Origin of the sequence: Amycolatopsis sp. NPDC058986 (assembly GCF_042741125.1) — a bacterium.
GTDB lineage: Bacteria > Actinomycetota > Actinomycetes > Mycobacteriales > Pseudonocardiaceae > Amycolatopsis.
In genome coordinates, this window is record NZ_JBHYJW010000071.1 from 1 (window position 1) to 17,848 (window position 17,848).

The window sequence follows — 17,848 nt, forward strand, 5'->3', positions numbered from 1 at the left end:
AAAGACGCACTGACGGGGACTTTCCTCGCATGTCCTGCGAGGAAAGTCCCCTTCAGCTCTCTCAGGCCTGGGTGACCAGGAGGGCGACGTTGTGGCCGCCGAACCCGAACGAGTTGCTGATCGCGGCGCCGAGCTCGACCTTGCGCGGCTCGCCCTGGACGACGTCCAGCTGGACCTTCGGGTCGAGATCGGCCAGGTTGAGCGTCGCGGGCACGATGCCGTGGTACAGCGCCAGGATCGTGGCGATGCCCTCGACCGCGCCTGCCCCGCCGACGAGGTGACCGAGCGCGCCCTTCGGCGCGGTGATCACCGGGTGGTCGCCGACCGCGTTCTTGATCGCCGCCGCTTCGCCGACGTCACCGACGACGGTCGACGTCGCGTGCGCGTTGACGTGACCGATGTCGGCGGGCGAGAGCCCGGCCATCCTCATCGCCGCGCGCATGGCCGCGATCTGGCCGATGCCCTCGGGGTGGTTGCCGGTGATGTGGTAGGCGTCGGAGGTGATGCCGTGCCCGGCCAGCGTCGCGTAGATCCGCGCGCCGCGTGCCCTGGCCCGGTCCGCCCGCTCCAGGACGACCACGCCGGCGCCCTCGCCGAGGACGAACCCGTCCCGGTGGGCGTCGAACGGCCGCGACGCGGCGGCCGGGTCGTCGTTGCGGGTGGACACCGTGCGGGCCTGGGCGAAACCGGCCAGCGTGATCGGGTGGATGCACGCCTCGGCGCCACCGGCCACCACGACGTCGGCCCTGCCGGACCGGATCATCTCGACCCCGGCGGCGATGCCCTCGGCACCCGAAGCACACGCGGATGCGGGGGAATGCACCCCGGCCCGCGCCTTCAGCTCGATGCCCACGTGGGCGGCGGGGCCGTTGGGCATCAGCATCGGCACGGTCAGCGGCGACACCTTGCGGATGCCGTGCTCGTTCAGCAGATCGTGCTGGTGCAGCAGCGTGACCGGGCCGCCGATGCCGGTGCCGATCGCCACGCCGAGCCGCTCGGGCTCGACGTCGGTGTGCTCGTCGGTCTGTTCCGCGAAACCGGCGTCGGCCCAGGCCTGCCGGGCCGCGATCAGCGCGATCTGCTCACAGCGGTCCAGGCGCCGGGCCTGCACCCTCGGCAGGATCTCGGACGGCTCGACCGCCAGCGGGGCGCCGATCTTGACCGGCAGGTCGATCTTCTCGGCCCACTCGGCCTCGATCGTGCGGACCCCGCTCTTCCCGGACAGGAGACCGTCCCAGGTGGACGCGACGTCCCCGCCGAGCGGGGTGGTGGCCCCCAGGCCGGTGACCACGACGTCGTTGGTGCTCATGGAGAACTCCCCAAGGTCGGCTCCGGACCGGGCGGGCCCCGATCCGGGTACGAAAGGCCTCAGTTCTGGTTGGCGGACACGTAGTTGACCGCGTCGCCGACGGTCTTCAGGTTGGCCAGCTCGTCGTCCGGGATCTTGACGCCGAACTTGTCCTCGGCCTGCACGGCGATCTCGACCATCGACAGCGAGTCGATGTCCAGGTCGTCCACGAACGACTTCTCGGTGGTGACGTCGTCCTGAGCCACGCCCGCGACCTCTTCGACGATCTCGGCGAGGCCTGCGAGGATCTCAGTGTTGTCAGCCATGGGGTTGTTCCCTTCTCGGTGTTCTTTCGTGTGCCCCGCGGGCACGGCGCCCGCGGGGAAAGTATCCACTAGGGACAGACGAACGCCTGGCCCGCGTAGGAGAGGCCGGCGCCGAAGCCGACGGCCAGCACGAGGTCGCCGGATTTCGCGGTGCCCGCCTTGCGCATGTGGTCCAGCGCCAGCGGGATCGAGGCCGACGAGGTGTTGCCGGAGTACTTGATGTCGTCGGCGACGACCATGTCCTCGCGGGCGCCCTTGGCACGCAGCTTCTTCGCGATCGCCTCGACGATGCGCAGGTTGGCCTGGTGCGGGATCAGCACGTCCACATCGGACGGATCGAGCCCTGCCGCGGCCAGCGCCTGCAACGCGATCGGCGCGATCTGCGTGGTCGCCCACCGGAAGACCGACTGGCCCTCCTGATAGATGTACTTGTGGTCGCGCATGTAGATGAGGTCGACCAGTTCACCGGCGCTGCCCCAGACGACCGGGCCGATGCCGGGCTCGTCGGCCGCGCCGACCACGGCGGCGCCCGCGCCGTCGGCGAAGATGATCGCGTTCGCGCGGTCGGTCGGGTCCACCGAGTCGGTCAGCTTCTCGGCGCCGATCACCAGCGCCTTCTTCGACGAACCGGCCTTGATCAGGTCGGAGGCGACGCCGAGGCCGTAGCAGAACCCGGCGCACGCGGCGTTGAGGTCGAACGCGCCGGGGTTGGGGATCCCGATGCGGGCGGCGACCTGGGCGGAGGCGTTCGGGATCAGCGAGGGCATCGTGCAGTTCGGCAGGATCACGGTGTCCACTTCGGACGGATCGACGCCGGCGTCGGCCAGCGCGGCCGTGCCCGCCGCCACGGCGAAGTCGACCAGCAGCTCGTCCTTCTCGGCGAAGCGGCGCTCGATGATGCCGACGCGGTCACGGATCCACTGGTCGCTGGTGTCCATGATCTGCGACAGGTCGTCGTTGGTGACGATCTTGTCGGGCTGCGCGCTCCCCACACCGAGGATGCGGCTCCCGGTGACACTCTGTGGCTGGCGCAGGGTGGGGCGAGGGTCGGTCACTGAGCGTCCTCCTGGCGCTGCTGCACCGCGGCAAGCTCGGCGGGCGACTTCAGCGCGGTGGTAGTGGTCACGACGCCCTTGAGCTGCCGCTTGACCAGACCGGTCAGCGTGCCCGCGGGCGCGAGTTCGAGGGTGCTGGTCACGCCGAGCGAGACCAGGCCGTCCATGGTGAGATCCCAGCGCACCGGGCGGGTGACCTGGGAGACGAGGCGATCGAGGTACTCCGCGCCGCTGGTGACCACCGTGCCGTCGGCGTTCGACAGCAGGGGACGCGCCGGGTCGGCGGGGCTCAGCTCGACGGCGTACTTCCGCAGGGTCTCCTCGGCGGGCGCCATGTAGTGCGTGTGGAAGGCACCGGCCACCTTGAGCGCGCGGATCTTCGTGCCCTCGAGGGGATGGGCGACGATGCGCTCGATGGCGTCGGCCGCACCGGAGGCGACGATCTGCCCGGCGCCGTTGCGGTTCGCGGCGGCCAGCCCGTGGTCGGCCAGCCAGGCGGTGACCTGCTCGGGATCGCCGAGCATGACCGCGGCCATCGAGGTCGGTTCCAGCGCGCAGGCCTTCGCCATCTCCGCTCCGCGCACCGCGGCCAGCGCGACCGCGTCGGCCTCGGGGAGCACCCCGGCGATCGCGGCGGCGGCGAGCTCGCCGACGGAATGCCCGGCGACCGGGGCGTCGTCGGGCACCGGGGCGGTGCGCCGCAGCTGGTCGAAGGCGAGCAGCGAGAGCGCGACGATCAGGGGCTGCGCGACGGCGGTGTCCTGGATCTCGTCGGCCTCGGCTTCGGTGCCCAGCCGGATCAGGTCGAGCCCGGAGCGGGCGGACCAGTCTTCGAGCAGCGCGCGGGCGCCGTCGAGTTCGAGCCAGGGCGTGAGCATGCCGGGGGCCTGTGACCCCTGGCCGGGAGCGAGGACTGCGACTGTCACCCCTCAAGACAACACGCCGGTGCCCCTTCGCGGGGATGTCGACGCTCACCAAGTCCGGCCGACGTTATTGGAGGAAACCTCCAAAGGCACGGGGAGGATCGCCGCGCTTAACCCGGAAGCCTTGTCGGGTTCAACCACCTTTCGCTATGAACTCGGTCACCACAGGCCGCGGCCGCGGGCGAGGCGGCCGACGGTCAGCGCGATCCGCAGCACCAGCGCGTCGCGCGGGTCGGTGGCGTGCCTGCCGGTGAGTTCGGCGACCTTCCGCAGCCGGTACCGGACGGTGTTGGGGTGCACGAACAGGGTGCGCGCGCACGTTTCCAGCACGCCGCCGCTCTCCAGGTACGTCTCGACCGTGCGCTGGAGCGCGGGCCCCGCCTCCTCCAGCGGCCGCGCGATCTCCTCCACGAGCAGCCGCTCGGCCTCGGGATCGCCGGACAGGGCCCGCTCGGGGAGCAGGTCGTCGGAACGGACCGGACGGGGCGCGCCGGGCCAGCCGACCACCGCGCGCAGCGCGGAAAGCGCCTCGGACGCGCTGTGGTGCGCCTCGGCGAGCGAAGGCACCGTCGGTCCCGCGACGACCGGGCCGTCGGCGAAGGCGATCGACATCTTCGCCAGGATTTCCCGTTCCTTGATCCCGCCCTCGGTCGGCCCGCCGACGACGACGACCAGCCGCGAGCCCTGCACCGAAAGCAGCACCGGGCGGCCCACCCGCGCGGCCCGGCTGCGGACCTCGAACACCACGGTCGGCGGATCCTCCGACGGCGGGTTGCCGACCAGGACGGTCGCCGCGGCGGCCGGGTCCCAGCCGAGCGCGGCCGCGCGGGAGAGCACGGCCTCCTCGGCGTCGCCACGGACGATCCCGTCGACGACCAGTGCCTCCAGCCGCGCGTCCCACGCGCCCCTCGCCTCGGCGGCCGCGGCGTAGGAGTTCGCCGCGGCGAAGGCGATTTCCCTGCCGTAGCGCAGGATTCCCTCGATCAGGGCGGCGCGTTCGGTCTCGTTCGCGGCGAACTCGGGCAGTTGCTCCTCGAACACCTCGATCGCGAGCCGCACCATGCCCACGGCCTGGCGCAGGCTGACCCAGCGCGAGAGCTCGGCGGGCGCGTCGCGGAAGGCGTCGGTGGTCAGCCGCAGCGACTCCTTGTCGTCGCGCAGCCAGGCGACGAACCCGGACGCGCCGGTCTGGGTGATCAGCAGCACGCTGGCGCGCTGGTCGGCGGGCAGCCGGGCGAACCAGGACAGCCGCTGTTCCATCACCGCGACGCTCGCGCTGGCGAGCCGCCCGGAGGCGTGCTCCAGCCGGTTGAGGGTCTTCGCGGACAGGCCGTGGTGTTTCGCCACCCGGCGTCCGGTGTTCGTTTCCGCCATGACCGGTCGATCCTACGGGGACCGGTCATCCGCAACTTTCGGCGGCGGATCCGCAACCGGAGTCGGTAGGCGGCTCCGTCGCGATCTCTCTACTATCCGTAACCAGGGGAAACAGGCCGACACAGTGGGGAGAGAACACCGTGCGAGAACCCGGGTTGGAGATCGACGCGATCTCCAAGCGCTATGGCGACGTCGTCGCGCTGCGCGAAATGACCTTTTCCGTGCGGCCCGGCGAGCTCTTCGGGTTCGTCGGCAGCAACGGCGCGGGCAAGACCACGACGATGCGGATCGCGCTCGGCGTGCTGGCCGCCGACGCCGGCGCGGTGCGCTGGGCTGGCGAGCCGGTCACGCACGAGACGCGCAGGCACATCGGCTACATGCCGGAGGAGCGCGGGCTGTACCCGAAGATGAAGGTGGCCGAACAGCTGACCTACCTGGCTCGGCTGCACGGGATGTCCGCTCCCGCCGCTCGCGCGTCGACGGAGAAATGGGCCGAACGGCTCGGTGTCGCCGGCCGCCGCGACGACGAGGTGCAGAAGCTGAGCCTGGGCAACCAGCAGCGGGTCCAGCTCGCCGCGGCGCTCGTGCACGAACCGCGGATCCTGGTGCTGGACGAGCCGTTCTCCGGGCTCGACCCGGTCGCGGTGGACGTGATGAGCCAGGTGCTCAAGGAGAAGGCGGCCGAGGGCGTCCCGGTGGTGTTCTCCAGTCACCAGCTGGATCTGGTGGAACGGCTCTGCGACCGCGTCGGGATCGTCCGAAGTGGACAGATGGTGGCCAGTGGCACGGTGACCGAGCTGCGTGCGGGCGGCGCCGTGCGGTTGCTGATCGACGCGCCGGCGGCGCCGGACGGCTGGGCCGGCGCGCTGCCGGGCGTGAAGGTGCTGGGCAGGGAAGGCAGCGTGACCGAGGTCGAGCTGGGGGAGGGCGCGGACGACCAGGCCGTGCTGCGGGCGGCGCTGGCGACCGGCCCGGTGCGCGAGTTCGCCCGGCAACAGCCCTCCTTGACCGAGTTGTTCCGTTCCGTGGTGACCCAGGAGGTGGCGGCATGACCGCGCCCGTTTCCGGCCCGGATGTCCGGATGAGTCCGCTGTCGGCTGTCGGCCTCGTGGCCTCACGCGAGATCGGCACCCGGTTCCGTTCCAAGGCCTATCGCGTCAGTACGGCCGTGATGCTGCTGCTGATCGTCGCCGCGACGATCGTCGTCAAGTTGTTCAGCGGCGGCAGTGGCGCCGACGCCACGGTGGGTGTCCTCCCGGCGACCTCGTCGCTCGCGGCCCCGTTGGAGGCGAGCGGGAAGACGCTGGACGAGAAGATCGCGACGAGCCCGGTGCCGGACGAGGCGGCGGGCCGGGCGAAGGTGGCCGACGGCTCGCTGGACGCGCTGCTCACGAGCGCGGCGGACGGCAAGCTCCAGGTGGTCGTCAAGAAGGACATCAACGGGAAGCTGAAGAACGTCCTGAACGTGCTCGCCGGGCAGGTCGCGCTGAACCAGCAGATCACCGGTCTCGGCGGGGACCCGGCGAAGGTGAACGCCGCGGTCGCGGGCGCGGCGGTGGCCGTCTCGCCGATGGAGAAGCCGTACGACTACGACGGCCAGCAACTGTTCCTCGGCATTGTCACGGGGATCCTGATCTATCTGTCGTTGATGATCAACGGCCAGAGTGTCGCGCAGGGCGTCGTGGAGGAAAAGACGTCACGGGTCGTCGAGCTGTTGCTGTCGACGATCAAACCGTGGCAGCTGATGGCGGGGAAGGTGCTCGGCATCGGCACGGTCGGGCTGGTCCAGATGCTGCTGATCGGTGTGGTCGGGGTGATTTCCGGCCGGGCGACCGGGGCACTGGACCTGTCGGTTTCGGCGGCGGTCGGGACCGTGGTGTGGCTGATCGTGTGGTACCTGCTCGGATTCTTCATGTACGCGATCGTGTTCGCCGCGCTCGGCGCGCTGGTTTCGCGGCAGGAAGACGTGGGCGGGGCGACGATGCCCGCGCTGATGCTGGTGATCGCGGGATATCTGGTCGGTATCTCGATTCTGCCGAGCGATCCGTCGAACAGTTTCGCCGAGGTGCTTTCGATCATCCCGGTGTTCGCGCCGACGGTGATGCCGATCCGCCTGGCGATGGGCGGGGTTCCCGTCTGGGAGGCCGTCCTTTCCATCGCCTTGGTGATCGCCCTGATTCCCGCGCTGATCTGGCTGGCCGCGCGCATCTATCGCAACGCCGTGATGCGCACCGGCGCCAAAGTCAAACTCCGAGACGCCCTCCGCGCCGCCTAGTAGACCAGCCCGGAGCACTTCACCCACACGCACCTCACCGCCCCCTCTCCCCTCCCCGCGGTAACCCTCCGCGGGGAGGGGAAACGCAAACCCCAGGCAAACAAAACAACCAAAAGCCGAAACACCTTCACAAGGCGACAAACGCACAACCGTCTCACCAATAAGCCGGGACGCCACGAGATCAACGGGACAGAACTACGAAAGGCGACTACCACGGGGGGCCGGGGGGCGAAGCCCCCACCCGGCGGGGTCTGGGGTTCGACCCCAGAAGACGCAGATACGATCGAGGCCGCCCGGCGCTGAGCGGTTTTCGCTGCGCCGGACGGCCTCGTCTCCCCGGTCCCCACCGGTAGCTCAAGTATGGATGGCGTTGATCTTCTCGCGCTAGCCGACTCACTCGATCGTGGAACTCCCGAGTTGCCGGGCCCCTCTCGCTGATCAACGATCCACGCAGCGAATGTGCAACGAATCGGCGGGAAGGAGTTGTCGTGGGCCAGCAGCTCAAGGACGGGCTCGGGCAGGCGTGGGGCCTGGTCGCGACGTTCGTTCCGAAACTGATCGCTTTTCTGATCATCCTGTTCATCGGGTGGCTCATCGCGAAGGGCATCGCGAAGGCACTGGAACTGGTGCTCGGGAAACTCGGTTTCAGCAAACTGATCGAGAAGACCGGCCTGACCCGAATGCTGGGGCAGGCGAACGTCGACGCCGCCGGAATCCTGGTCAAAATCGTCTACTACTTCATTCTGCTGATCGCGCTGCAGCTCGCGTTCGGGGTGTTCGGGCCGACCAACCCGGTGAGTCAGCTGCTCAACGAGATCATCGCGTTCCTGCCGCGGGTGGTGGTGGCGCTGGTGCTGATCATCGTGGCGGCGGCGATCGCGAACGTGGTGCGCGGCGCGGTGACGGGTGCGCTGGCGACGCGGCCCGCCGCGCGGCTGCTGGGCACGATCAGTTACTGGCTGATCATGGCGTTCGGCATCATCGCGGCGCTGGGCCAGGTGAACATCGCGACGGCGATCACCGGGCCGATCCTGATCACGGTGCTGGCGACGATCGGTGGCGTGATCGTGGTCGGGTTCGGTGGTGGGCTGATCAAGCCGGCGCAGGAGCGGTGGCACGGCTGGCTGGCGAATCTGCAGGGACAGGTGGGCAAGCCGAAGCAGCAGCCCACGGTCGGTTCGGAGACGCCGACGCCGCCCGCGGGGATTCACCGGCTGGACGAGTGAGGCTCCTCGTGTGGGCCCGGTGGTCGAGGAAGGCACCGGGCCCGCACGGGGCACCAGAAGTCATTTCAGGTTGTAGGCGTTGATGATGGTCTGCTCGGCGGTGTTGCCGTAGCGGTCGGCGGCCTTGGCGCGCAGGGACACCGCGCTCGCACCGGTGGGGTGGTGCAGCAGCGCGACCCCGTTGGCGAGGACGGGCGCGAAGGTCCAGACGACGCCGCCGTCGTAGGAAACCTCCACGGTGAGTTGTTTCGGCGCTTCGCCGGTGCTCGAGCCTTGTGGCCAGTACGCGAGCGGAACCAGGTACGGACGTCCCGCCGGCGCGGCGTTGTCCGCGTCGAGATCGGGCGTGAAGCGGATGACGCCGACGGGGAGCCGCTCCGGGCCGTCGGTGTGCCGGGAGCCGAACGTCCAGGCGGAGCTGACCCGGCTGCTGAGACCGGCGGCACCGCTGCTGCTCGCCTCAGTGGTCAACCGGTAGGCGCCCGGCTCGGCCGGGACCGTGAACCGCCCCTGTCCCGGCCGCGATGTCCGGCCGATTCCCTTGCCGTCGCGATACAGCACGCCCGGGACGATGCGCAGTCGAGCGGGCACTCTTGGTGTCCGTCTTGCGCGGGCGACGGTAGCGGCATCTTTCGTTGCGCGACAAGCTTTCCCGCGCAATTTGTCGGGTGGTGAGTGGTCGGTCAATAGGCTGGTCCGATGGGACGAGGGGTGGTTTCGGCACTGTGGCGGTATCCGGTGAAGTCGATGCGCGGCGAATGGTTGCGCGCGGCGAAGTTCGGCGAACGCGGCGTCGACGGCGACCGCCGGACGGAGCGTCGGTACGCGGCGACGACGATGCCGTGCACGGCCTGCTGTCCAGCCATCTGGACCGGCCGTCGGTGACACTCGTGAAGGAAGCCTCGATCCCGCACCACGACGAGGCCCCGGTGCACCTGGTGACCACGTCCACCCTCGCGTGGCTGCGGGAGCGCGCGCCGGGCGTGCCGATCGACGAGCGCAGGTTCCGGCCCAACCTCTTGGTGGACACGGGTTCGTCGCCCTGCCTCGCAGAGGAGACCTGGATCGGTGATCACGTCCGGATCGGCGACGTCGAGCTGGAGATCCTGCGCCGGGCTCAGCGCTGCGTGATGGTCGACCTGCCCTGCGCGGACCTGCCCCCGGCGCGCGGGCTGTTCAAGACCATCGTGACCCACAACGAGCGGATGCTCGGCGTGCACGCGCGGGTGGTCCGCGGTGGCGTGATCCGTGCCGGTGCCCACGTGACCTGCTGAGCCCCCCTCATCCGGGTGTTCCGCGCCTCACAGTCTCTGGGGAATGCCGCCGCGGGGGAGCATGTTGGGAGCGGTAGACGGAAGGGGCGCTCGTGGACTTCTTGCTGCACCACGGGATCACGGTGTTCGGCCAGTGGATCTCGATCGCGGAGCTGGCCGGTCAGCTGTTCGCGCTCGCGGTGGTCTTCCTCGCGCAACGTCGCACGCTGTGGACGTGGCCGGTGCAGGTCGGCGCCACCGTGCTGCTCTTCGCCGTGTACATCTCCGCGCATCTGGGCGGGCTCGCCACGCGTCAGATCGCCATCCTCGTGATCTCGATCTACGGCTGGTGGGCGTGGTCGCGGCACAACGACCCGGTGTTCGGGATCGTGGTCCGCAAGGGCAGGCTCGCCGAACGGCTGAGCATGATCGCCGCGTTCGCCGTCGGCACCACCGCGATGGCGCTGGTCCTCGACGCACTGCACGCCTCGTGGGCGCCGTGGCCGGACGCCGCCCTGTTCATCGGGACTCTCGTCGCCTTCGCCGCGCAGGGCCTCGGGCTCGTCGAGTTCTGGCTGGTCTGGCTGGTGGTCGACGCCATCGGCGTGCCGCTGCAGATCTCGTCGGGCCTGTACTTCTCGGCCGCGATCTACGTCGTGTTCGCCGGGCTGGTGATCCACGGCTGGTGGAGCTGGAACCGGTCGGCGAAGCAGGTCCGCGCCGCCCGCACCGGCAAGGCCCTGGCCCCCTCGAACTGACGATCTCGCGTGATTGGACGCGACACCGGTCCAATCACGCGAGATCTCCGTTCAATCACGTGAGTTGCGCGTTCGATCACGCGAGATCGCTGGGTCAGCGCAGGATGACGTGGGTGGGGCGGAGGTCGTCGACGGCGCGGACGCCGAGCAGCTGCATGGTGCGGACCATTTCGGTGCGGAGGATGTCGACGCAGCGCTGGACGCCGCGCTCGCCGCCCGCCATGAGGCCGTAGAGGAACGCGCGGCCGATGAGCACAGCGTCGGCGCCACTGGCGATCCCTGCCACGATGTCCCCGCCGGACAGGATGCCGGTGTCTAGCCAGACCTCGGCGCTGCTCTGGATCTCGTCGCGCACCGCGGGCAGCAGTTCGAGCGGCGTCGGGGCGCGGTCGAGCTGGCGGCCGCCGTGGTTGGACAACAGCACCGCGTCGGCACCGTGCTTGACGACGTCGCGCGCGTCCGTGACGTTCTGGATGCCCTTGACGACGAGCTTGCCCGGCCAGGTCTGCCGGACCCAGTCGAGGTCGTCGAAGTTCAGCTTCGGGTCGAAGAGCAGGTCGAGCAGCTCGGCCACGGTGCCGCCGAAATGGTTCAGCGACGCGAAACTCAGCGGCTCGGTGGTGAGCAGGTTGAACCACCATGCCGGGTGCATCGCACCGTCGAGCACGGTCTTGAGCGTCAGCGCGGGCGGGATGGTGAGCCCGTTGCGCACGTCGCGCAGCCGGGCGCCGGCGACCGGGGTGTCCACGGTCAGCATCAGCGTGTCGTAGCCCGACTCCCAGGCCCGATTCATCAGATCTTCGCCCGCGCCGTGGTCGTGCCAGACGTAGAGCTGGAACCACTTGCGGGCACCGGGCGCGGCTTCTGCGAGGTCCTCGATCGACGTCGTCGCCATCGTGGACAGCCCTATCGGGATGCCGTTGCGCTCGGCGACCCGGCCCACCGCGCGCTCGCCCTCGTGCTGCATCATCCGGGTGAACCCGGTGGGCGCGAACGCGAACGGCAGTGCCGAGCGCTTGCCGAGGATCTCCCTGCTGGTGTCCACATCGGACACTCCGCGCAGGATGTTCGGCTGGAACTCGACGCGGCGGTACGCCTGTCGGGCACGGCGGAGGCTGTCCTCCAGCTCGGCGGCGCCGTCGGTGTAGTCGAACGCCGCGCGCGGGGTGCGCTTGCGGGCGATCATCCGCAGGTCGGCGATGGTGTGCGCGTTCGCAAGCCGCCGGTCGGTGGGGTTGAGCACGACCGGCTTCGGGCGCAGGATCTGCTTGAACTCGCTCGGCCGCGGCAGCTGGCGCTTCGTCACAAGACCACCTCCATGTACAAAGGGACCCGGCAGACATCGGATGTCTGCCGGGTCCCTTTCTAGCACTCGGTCACGCGTTGCCGGAGTCGGAGGTCTGCGGACCCGCGGCCGAGACGTCGTCGATGCGGTACTTCCGCGTCGCCTCGATCACCTTGTCGCGGGAGACCTCGCCGCGCCGCGCGAGCGCGGTGAGCGCGCCGACGGTGATCGACTCGGCGTCGACCAGGAACTTCCGCCGCGCGGCCGGGCGGGTGTCGGAGAAGCCGAACCCGTCGGTGCCCAGCGTCAGCATGTCGGTCGGCACCCACGGGCGGATCAGGTCCGGCACCGCGCGCATCCAGTCCGACACCGCCACGACCGGCCCGTTCACGCCGGACAGCTTCTCCGTCACGTACGGCACGCGCGGCGAGCTGCCCGGGTAGAGCAGGTTGTCGTGGTCGACCTCGACGGCCTCGCGGCGCAGCTCCGTCCACGACGTCGCCGACCACACCGCGGCCCGCACGCCCCACTCCTCGGCCAGCAGCTTCTGGGCCTTGAGCGCGTCCGGCATCGTGACGCCGGAGACCAGGATCTGCGCCTCGGGACCGTCGCCCGCCGGGGCGTCGGCGTACTTGTACAGACCCTTGAGCAGGCCCTCGACGTCGAGGTTCTCCGGCTCGGCCGGCTGCTGGTACGGCTCGTTGTAGATCGTCATGTAGTAGAACACGTTCTCGCCGTTGCCGTCCGGCCCGGTTTCGCCGTACATCCGGCGCAGGCCGTCCTTGACGATGTGCGCGATCTCGAACGAGTAAGCCGCGTCGTAGGCCACCACGGCCGGGTTGGTCGCGGCCAGCAGCAGCGAATGCCCGTCGGCGTGCTGGAGACCCTCACCGGTCAGCGTGGTCCGGCCCGCGGTGGCGCCGAGCACGAACCCGCGCGCCATCTGGTCGGCCGCGGCGTACAGGCCGTCACCGGTGCGCTGGAACCCGAACATCGAGTAGAAGATGTAGATCGGGATCATCGGCTCGCCGTGCGTGGCGTACGAGGTGCCGACGGCGGTGAACGACGCGGTCGAGCCCGCCTCGTTGATGCCCTCGTGCAGGATGACGCCCTTCTCGGACTCCTTGTACGCCAGCATGAGGCTCGCGTCGACCGAGGTGTAGGTCTGCCCGTGCGGGTTGTAGATCTTCGCCGTCGGGAACATCGAGTCGAGGCCGAACGTGCGGGCCTCGTCCGGGATGATCGGCACGATCCGGCGGCCGATCTCGGAGTCCTTCGCCAGCTCGCGGATGAGCCGGACGAACGCCATCGTGGTGGCGACCTCCTGCTTGCCGGAGCCCTTGCGGATGCCCTCGTAGACCTTGTCGCCGGGCAGCACGAGCGCCTTCGCGGCCTTCGGGCGCCGCTCGGGCAGGAACCCGCCGAGCGCCTTGCGGCGGCCCAGCATGTACTCGATCTCCGGCGAGTTCTTGCCGGGGTGGTAGTACGGCGGCAGCTTCGGGTCGCGCTCGAGCTCCTCGTCGCTGATCGGGATCCGCTGCGAGTCGCGGAACAGCTTCAGGTCGTCGAGGGTGAGCTTCTTCATCTGGTGCGTGGCGTTGCGGCCCTCGAACGCCGGGCCGAGGCCGTAGCCCTTGATGGTGTGCGCCAGGATCACCGTCGGCTGGCCGTTGTGCTCCAGCGCCGACTTGTAGGCCGCGTACACCTTGCGGTAGTCGTGGCCGCCGCGCTTGAGGTTCCAGATGTCGGCGTCGGAGAGGTCCTTGACGAGGTCCTTCGTGCGCGGGTCGCGGCCGAAGAAGTGCTCACGGACGAAGGCGCCGTCGTTGGCCTTGTACGTCTGGTAGTCACCGTCCGGGGTGACGTTCATCAGGTTGACCAGCGCGCCGTCGCGGTCGGCGTGCAGCAGCGAGTCCCACTCGCGGCCCCAGATGACCTTGATCACGTTCCAGCCGGCGCCGCGGAAGTACGACTCCAGCTCCTGGATGATCTTACCGTTGCCGCGCACCGGTCCGTCGAGCCGCTGCAGGTTGCAGTTGATCACGAAGGTCAGGTTGTCCAGGCCCTCGCCCGCGGCCACGTGGATCAGGCCCCGCGACTCCGCCTCGTCCATCTCGCCGTCGCCGAGGAACGCCCAGACGTGCTGGTCGCTGGTGTCCTTGATGCCACGGTCGCGCAGGTAGCGGTTGAACCGGGCCTGGTAGATCGCGTTCATCGGGCCGAGGCCCATCGACACGGTCGGGTTCTCCCAGAACTCCGGCATCAGCCGCGGATGCGGGTACGACGGCAGGCCGCCGCCCTCGCCGGCGTGCGAGTACTCCTGGCGGAACCCGTCGAGCTGCTGCTCGGTCAGGCGGCCCTCGAGGAACGCGCGGGCATAGACGCCGGGGGAGGCGTGGCCCTGGATGAAGATCTGGTCGCCGCCGCCGGAATGGTCCTTGCCGCGGAAGAAGTGGTTGAACCCGACCTCGTACAGCGCCGCGGAGGACGCGTACGTCGAGATGTGGCCGCCGACGCCGACGCCGGGCCGCTGCGCGCGGTGCACCATGATCGCGGCGTTCCAGCGGATGTACGCGCGGTAGCGGCGCTCGATCTCCTCGTCACCGGGGAACCAGGGTTCGTTCTCCGTCGGGATCGTGTTGACGTAGTCGGTCGACGTCAGCGCGGGCACCCCGACGTGCCGCTCCCTGGCGCGCTCCAGGATGCGCAGCATCAGGTACCGGGCGCGCTGCTGACCACCCCTGGCCAGCGCCTCGTCGAAGGAGTCCAGCCACTCGGCCGTCTCCTCCGGGTCGATGTCGGGCAGGTGCGCCGCGAGTCCGTCACGGATGACGCGTACGCGTGCCGGGGTCTCCTTGCCGGAGGCGCCGTCGTTCTGCGGGGCCAAGGGGTCTCCTTGTGAAACGTTGTAGCTGGGTCGTGCTCGTACGTGGGGTGTTCCGACTTTTATCGTCGTCGCCGTTTCCGCTCCCGTCACCTCTACTCGTCGGTAACGTTCGCCGACCCGGTCTCACCACTCCGCGCGCGCCGTTGTATCGCGCGCGCGTTATTCCTCCCCACCCTAGGACAGGCGCTCCGCGAGGGTGGCAGAGCGGTCCCTTCGGGGCCGCCCGAAGCCCGTCGCACGCCGTGCCGACGTGACACGAGTTGCCAAAGATCCGGTGTGGACGGTTGCGCGCAGCGCCGCGCCAGTGTTCGCTATCTCCAACCGTGTAGCCGAGTGTGGTGGCCGCGAGGTCCGCGCAGCGGATGGGCCGCCACGCTCCGTCGTAGTTGGAGGAGTGAAAGCAGTGGTCGCCGCGGGAGACGCTGAGCAGCGCAGCGTCGCCGAAAGGCTTGGCATCAAGCCCGACATGGTGGTCCAGGAGATCGGCTGGGACGAGGACGTCGACGACGACGTTCGCGCGGCGATCGAGGAGCAGATCGGCGGGGAGATCCTCGACGAGGAAGCCCAGGAGGTGATCGACGTCGTCCTGCTCTGGTGGCGGGAAGACGACGGTGACCTCGGCGACGCCCTCATCGACGTCCGGACCCCCCTGGACGAGAACGGCGTGATCTGGGTGCTCACCCCCAAAACGGGGCAGCCGGGACACGTCGAGCCGAGCGAGATCGCCGAGGCGGTGTCCGCGGTCGGCCTCGCGCAGACCGCCAACGTCAGCGTCGGATCCGACTGGATCGGCGTACGGCTGGTGTCGCCGAAGTCGCAGTCCAAGCGGTGAGCCCGGTCGCCGGAAGCCGACACGATAGGGTTGACTTCACAGGCACGTGTTCGCCATGGAGAGGAAGCGCGGTATGACCGTCGAGGTCGGTTCGCAGGCCCCTGACTTCACGCTCAACGACTACAACAAGCAGGCTGTCACCCTGTCGTCGTTCCGTGGGGACAAGCCGGTGCTGCTGGTGTTCTACCCGTTCGCGTTCAGCGGCATCTGCACCGGTGAGCTGTGCCAGCTCCGCGACGAGTTCGCCGACTACGACGGCAAGGGCGTCCAGGTGCTCGGCGTGTCCGTCGACACCCCGTTCTCGCTCAAGGCGTGGGCCGAGCAGCAGGGCTACCAGTTCCCGCTCCTGTCGGACTTCTGGCCGCACGGCGAGGTCGCCAAGGCCTACGGCGTGTTCAACGAAGACGCCGGGCTCGCCGTCCGCGGCACCTTCCTCATCGACACCGAGGGCGTCGTCAAGTTCGCCGAGGTCAACGCGCCCGGCGAGGCACGCGACCAGCAGGCTTGGAAGAAGGCCGTGGCCGAACTGGCCTGAGTCTTCCCGGCGGCCGTCCCCTGGCGGGGCGGCCGCCGATCAGGGCGCATAGCTCAGCGGGAGAGCACTCGGTTTACACCCGAGCGGTCGTAGGTTCGAACCCTACTGCGCCCACCCTGTTCGGGTGGCCTGGCGGCCACCACTCCCGGTGTCCTGTCTCGCCGTGGGGGGCCGAGCCCCCCACACCCCCCACGGTGCGGTCGGTTCCTGAACCAGCGTGGGTCGCACGCGGAGCGTGCTGCCACCCGGTGGGTCCGTTTCGTAGTCCGGTTCCGCTTTGCGTCCTTGTGGAGCCCGTTGCTTACCTTTTGCCTGCCGCTCGCTTTTTACTGGCGGACGGTGTCTTGGTCGGTGGTGGGCCAGGGGATTTCGGTGGGGGTGGTGGAGCGGGAGCGGCGGGTGCGGATGCGAGTGACGCTGCGGCGGATCGAGCGGTGGCGGGCATGGCGGCGGTCACGCAGGCTGTCGACGGCCAGCCAGCAGAGCGCGAGCAGCACCGGCAGGCCGATGACGGCCACGGTGTATCCGGCCCACCAGTTCATGACTCGTCCGGTACTCCCCGGCGTTGGATCGAAGGTGACCCGACTCTACGGCCGGTGGGCCATGATCACGCGGCGTGCCACGCGAACGGGGCCAGTGCCTCATCCAAAGGGGCGTCGGTGAGCCGGTTCGCGAACGTCGACAACGTGTAGGTGCCGACGCCCAGAACCACTTCCAGCGCGTTGCGGGCGGTGAAGCCGTGGGCCAGGAACGCCTGCAACGTCTCCTCCGGAACGGCGCCCGCGGTGTCCATGACCGCGAGCGTGAAGACGCGGAGACCGTCGAGGCGGGCATCGGGCAGCCGCTCCTGGGCGCGGAGCGCCTCGATCAGCGCGGACGGCGCCTCCTTCGCGGCCAGGATCTCCGAATGCATCGCGACGCACACGTGGCATTCGTTGCGGGCGGCCACCGTCATGACGACGACCTCGCGTTCGACCGGCGCCAGTGTCGTGGTTTCGAAGATGCCGCTCAGCTTGAGGAAACCGCCGAGCAGTTCCGGCGACGTCGCCAGTCTGCCGACCGGCGCGGGCACGTAACCGCGGTGGCGGGCGGTCGCGGCCATCGCGGCGCGCGCGGCGGCCGGGGCGGAGTCGAGGGTGTGATCGGGGAAGGCGGTCATGGTGTCTCCCGGCTAAAGTAGTCAACGTGGTTGACCAAAACGTAAACCAGGTTGTCGATTTGTGCAAGGGGCAGTGATGGCCGAACAGGGTCCGCCCGGGTACGAGCTGCCGTTGCTGCTGTTCGCCGGCTTTCGCACGCTCATCGACCGGCTGCACGCCGAGCTGGCGCGGCAGGGACATCCGGACGTCCGCCCCGCGCACGGGTTCGCGATGCAGGCGATCGGCGTCCACGGCGTGACGGCTACCGAGCTCGGGCGCAGGCTGGGAGTGTCCAAACAGGCCGCGGGCAAGACCGTCGACCGGTTGGTGGCACTGGGTTACGCCGAACGCGCGGACGATGCCGCGGACGCCCGCCGCAAGGTCGTCCGCCTTACGCCACGCGGACTCGACGCGCTGGCCCGGTCGGCCGTCGTCTTCGACGACCTCCGTGCGCACTGGGTCGCGGAAATCGGGGCGGACCGGGTGCGGGCGATGGAGGACGGACTCCGGGCCGTCGTGGCGCCGGGCGGGTTCGGCTTCGACGTCGCCGGGTGGTTCGGCGGCTGACCCCTCGAATGTCCACTGTGGACGCGGCGCGCGGCACGGCTGGTGCGTTCGGGTGAATCGTCGCTTGCTGTGTCCACGCGGGCACACTCCGGCCATACCTTGGAGTTCTCCGGGGGCCGGTGCAA

At 69.6% G+C, this 17,848-nt stretch carries 19 protein-coding genes and 1 tRNA gene; 10 read left to right on the forward strand and 10 right to left on the reverse strand.

The genetic code is table 11. The annotated features are described in order from the left end of the window. Nucleotides 1-61: 61 nt before the first annotated feature. The 5 genes from ACFW0G_RS39180 to ACFW0G_RS39200 form a co-directional block, all read right to left on the reverse strand. The gene (locus ACFW0G_RS39180; RefSeq protein ID WP_378330583.1) at nt 62-1,309 is read right to left on the reverse strand and encodes a beta-ketoacyl-[acyl-carrier-protein] synthase family protein; all 1,248 of its coding nucleotides are present in this window, start codon (nt 1,307-1,309) and stop codon (nt 62-64) included. Nucleotides 1,310-1,368: 59 nt separating this feature from the next. Continuing rightward, nucleotides 1,369-1,614: an acyl carrier protein gene (locus ACFW0G_RS39185; RefSeq protein WP_378330584.1), complete on the reverse strand. Its 246-nt coding sequence runs from the start codon at nt 1,612-1,614 to the stop codon at nt 1,369-1,371. Nucleotides 1,615-1,682: 68 nt separating this feature from the next. Further along, the gene (locus tag ACFW0G_RS39190) at nt 1,683-2,669 is read right to left on the reverse strand and encodes a beta-ketoacyl-ACP synthase 3 (protein WP_378330585.1); all 987 of its coding nucleotides are present in this window, start codon (nt 2,667-2,669) and stop codon (nt 1,683-1,685) included. Continuing rightward, nucleotides 2,666-3,595, reverse strand: a complete 930-nt coding sequence (locus tag ACFW0G_RS39195) for an ACP S-malonyltransferase (protein WP_378330586.1) — start codon at nt 3,593-3,595, stop codon at nt 2,666-2,668. The genes ACFW0G_RS39190 and ACFW0G_RS39195 overlap by 4 nt, the downstream gene beginning before the upstream one ends. A 156-nt stretch (nt 3,596-3,751) precedes the next feature. After that, the gene (locus ACFW0G_RS39200; protein WP_378330587.1) at nt 3,752-4,966 is read right to left on the reverse strand and encodes a PucR family transcriptional regulator; all 1,215 of its coding nucleotides are present in this window, start codon (nt 4,964-4,966) and stop codon (nt 3,752-3,754) included. Between the two features lie 140 nt (nt 4,967-5,106). On the opposite strand from ACFW0G_RS39200, the gene ACFW0G_RS39205 reads away from it, so the two are divergent. The 3 genes from ACFW0G_RS39205 (at nt 5,107) to ACFW0G_RS39215 (ending at nt 8,467) form a co-directional block, all read left to right on the forward strand. After that, nucleotides 5,107-6,018, forward strand: a complete 912-nt coding sequence (locus tag ACFW0G_RS39205) for an ABC transporter ATP-binding protein (protein WP_378330588.1) — start codon at nt 5,107-5,109, stop codon at nt 6,016-6,018. Continuing rightward, nucleotides 6,015-7,241: an ABC transporter permease gene (locus tag ACFW0G_RS39210; RefSeq protein ID WP_378330589.1), complete on the forward strand. Its 1,227-nt coding sequence runs from the start codon at nt 6,015-6,017 to the stop codon at nt 7,239-7,241. The genes ACFW0G_RS39205 and ACFW0G_RS39210 overlap by 4 nt, the downstream gene beginning before the upstream one ends. Nucleotides 7,242-7,729: 488 nt before the next feature. Further along, nucleotides 7,730-8,467 (forward strand): hypothetical protein, encoded by a 738-nt coding sequence (locus ACFW0G_RS39215; protein WP_378330590.1) that lies wholly within the window; start codon nt 7,730-7,732, stop codon nt 8,465-8,467. Between the two features lie 60 nt (nt 8,468-8,527). On the opposite strand, the gene ACFW0G_RS39220 is transcribed toward ACFW0G_RS39215, so the two are convergent. After that, on the reverse strand, nt 8,528-9,058 hold the full coding sequence (locus ACFW0G_RS39220) for a hypothetical protein (RefSeq protein WP_378330591.1): 531 nt from the start codon (nt 9,056-9,058) through the stop codon (nt 8,528-8,530). A 108-nt stretch (nt 9,059-9,166) separates the two neighbouring features. On the opposite strand from ACFW0G_RS39220, the gene ACFW0G_RS39225 reads away from it, so the two are divergent. From ACFW0G_RS39225 to ACFW0G_RS39235, 3 genes are all read left to right on the forward strand, one after another. Continuing rightward, nucleotides 9,167-9,352, forward strand: a complete 186-nt coding sequence (locus tag ACFW0G_RS39225) for an MOSC N-terminal beta barrel domain-containing protein (protein ID WP_378330592.1) — start codon at nt 9,167-9,169, stop codon at nt 9,350-9,352. Next, nucleotides 9,310-9,741, forward strand: coding sequence for an MOSC domain-containing protein (locus tag ACFW0G_RS39230; protein WP_378330593.1), 432 nt, complete (start codon nt 9,310-9,312; stop codon nt 9,739-9,741). Before ACFW0G_RS39225 ends, ACFW0G_RS39230 begins: the two co-directional genes overlap by 43 nt. Nucleotides 9,742-9,833: 92 nt before the next feature. Further along, nucleotides 9,834-10,478, forward strand: coding sequence for a nicotinamide riboside transporter PnuC (locus tag ACFW0G_RS39235; RefSeq protein ID WP_378330594.1), 645 nt, complete (start codon nt 9,834-9,836; stop codon nt 10,476-10,478). 94 nt (nt 10,479-10,572) lie between these two features. On the opposite strand, the gene ACFW0G_RS39240 is transcribed toward ACFW0G_RS39235, so the two are convergent. Both ACFW0G_RS39240 and aceE read right to left on the reverse strand, forming a co-directional pair. Continuing rightward, the gene (locus ACFW0G_RS39240) at nt 10,573-11,784 is read right to left on the reverse strand and encodes an alpha-hydroxy-acid oxidizing protein (RefSeq protein ID WP_378330595.1); all 1,212 of its coding nucleotides are present in this window, start codon (nt 11,782-11,784) and stop codon (nt 10,573-10,575) included. 70 nt (nt 11,785-11,854) lie between these two features. Next, a complete protein-coding gene (gene aceE, locus ACFW0G_RS39245; protein ID WP_378330596.1) occupies nt 11,855-14,650 on the reverse strand; it encodes a pyruvate dehydrogenase (acetyl-transferring), homodimeric type in 2,796 nt (931 codons plus the stop codon). A gap of 403 nt (nt 14,651-15,053) precedes the next feature. On the opposite strand from aceE, the gene ACFW0G_RS39250 reads away from it, so the two are divergent. The 3 genes from ACFW0G_RS39250 to ACFW0G_RS39260 all read left to right on the forward strand — a co-directional run bounded on the left by ACFW0G_RS39250 (nt 15,054) and on the right by ACFW0G_RS39260 (nt 16,131). Further along, nucleotides 15,054-15,482 carry a DUF3052 domain-containing protein gene (locus tag ACFW0G_RS39250; protein WP_378330597.1) on the forward strand — a complete coding sequence of 143 codons (429 nt, stop codon included), beginning with the start codon at nt 15,054-15,056 and terminating at the stop codon, nt 15,480-15,482. 73 nt (nt 15,483-15,555) lie between these two features. Then, nucleotides 15,556-16,017 (forward strand): peroxiredoxin, encoded by a 462-nt coding sequence (locus tag ACFW0G_RS39255; protein ID WP_378330598.1) that lies wholly within the window; start codon nt 15,556-15,558, stop codon nt 16,015-16,017. 42 nt (nt 16,018-16,059) lie between these two features. Then, nucleotides 16,060-16,131 (forward strand) — tRNA-Val (locus ACFW0G_RS39260). Nucleotides 16,132-16,343: 212 nt separating this feature from the next. On the opposite strand, the gene ACFW0G_RS39265 is transcribed toward ACFW0G_RS39260, so the two are convergent. Then, nucleotides 16,344-16,559 carry a hypothetical protein gene (locus ACFW0G_RS39265; RefSeq protein ID WP_378330599.1) on the reverse strand — a complete coding sequence of 72 codons (216 nt, stop codon included), beginning with the start codon at nt 16,557-16,559 and terminating at the stop codon, nt 16,344-16,346. 65 nt (nt 16,560-16,624) lie between these two features. Then, nucleotides 16,625-17,176, reverse strand: a complete 552-nt coding sequence (locus ACFW0G_RS39270; protein ID WP_378330600.1) for a carboxymuconolactone decarboxylase family protein — start codon at nt 17,174-17,176, stop codon at nt 16,625-16,627. 76 nt (nt 17,177-17,252) lie between these two features. On the opposite strand from ACFW0G_RS39270, the gene ACFW0G_RS39275 reads away from it, so the two are divergent. Continuing rightward, a complete protein-coding gene (locus ACFW0G_RS39275; RefSeq protein ID WP_378330601.1) occupies nt 17,253-17,723 on the forward strand; it encodes a MarR family winged helix-turn-helix transcriptional regulator in 471 nt (156 codons plus the stop codon). Nucleotides 17,724-17,848 lie beyond the last annotated feature (125 nt).